Here is a 345-nt window from a genome sequence, read left to right on the forward strand (position 1 = left end):
GGTGCCCGGACGCGGAATCGAACCACGGACACGGGGATTTTCAATCCCCTGCTCTACCGACTGAGCTATCCGGGCACACCAAACGCTTTAACTCAATTAACTCGACGTTAATTTGGCTCCTCCTGCTGGACTTGAACCAGCGACATACGGATTAACAGTCCGCCGTTCTACCGACTGAACTAAGGAGGAATTGTTCTTGCTGCTTACACAGCGCAACACGTTGCTTTATCAAGCCACCATTTCTACAGTTCACCGAGTGACAAAGAGAAGTGGTGCCCGGACGCGGAATCGAACCACGGACACGGGGATTTTCAATCCCCTGCTCTACCGACTGAGCTATCCGGG

At 53.0% G+C, this 345-nt stretch carries 2 tRNA genes; both read right to left on the reverse strand.

The annotated features are described in order from the left end of the window. Nucleotides 1–2 precede the first annotated feature (2 nt). Nucleotides 3–75: transfer RNA gene (locus tag L975_RS12850), tRNA-Phe, on the reverse strand. Nucleotides 76–113: 38 nt separating this feature from the next. Then, a tRNA-Asn gene (locus L975_RS12855) sits at nucleotides 114–189 on the reverse strand. Nucleotides 190–345: the final 156 nt, after the last annotated feature.

This window comes from Plesiomonas sp. ZOR0011 (assembly GCF_000800945.1).
GTDB classification, from domain to species: Bacteria; Pseudomonadota; Gammaproteobacteria; order Enterobacterales; family CAMTGL01; genus Plesiomonas; species Plesiomonas shigelloides.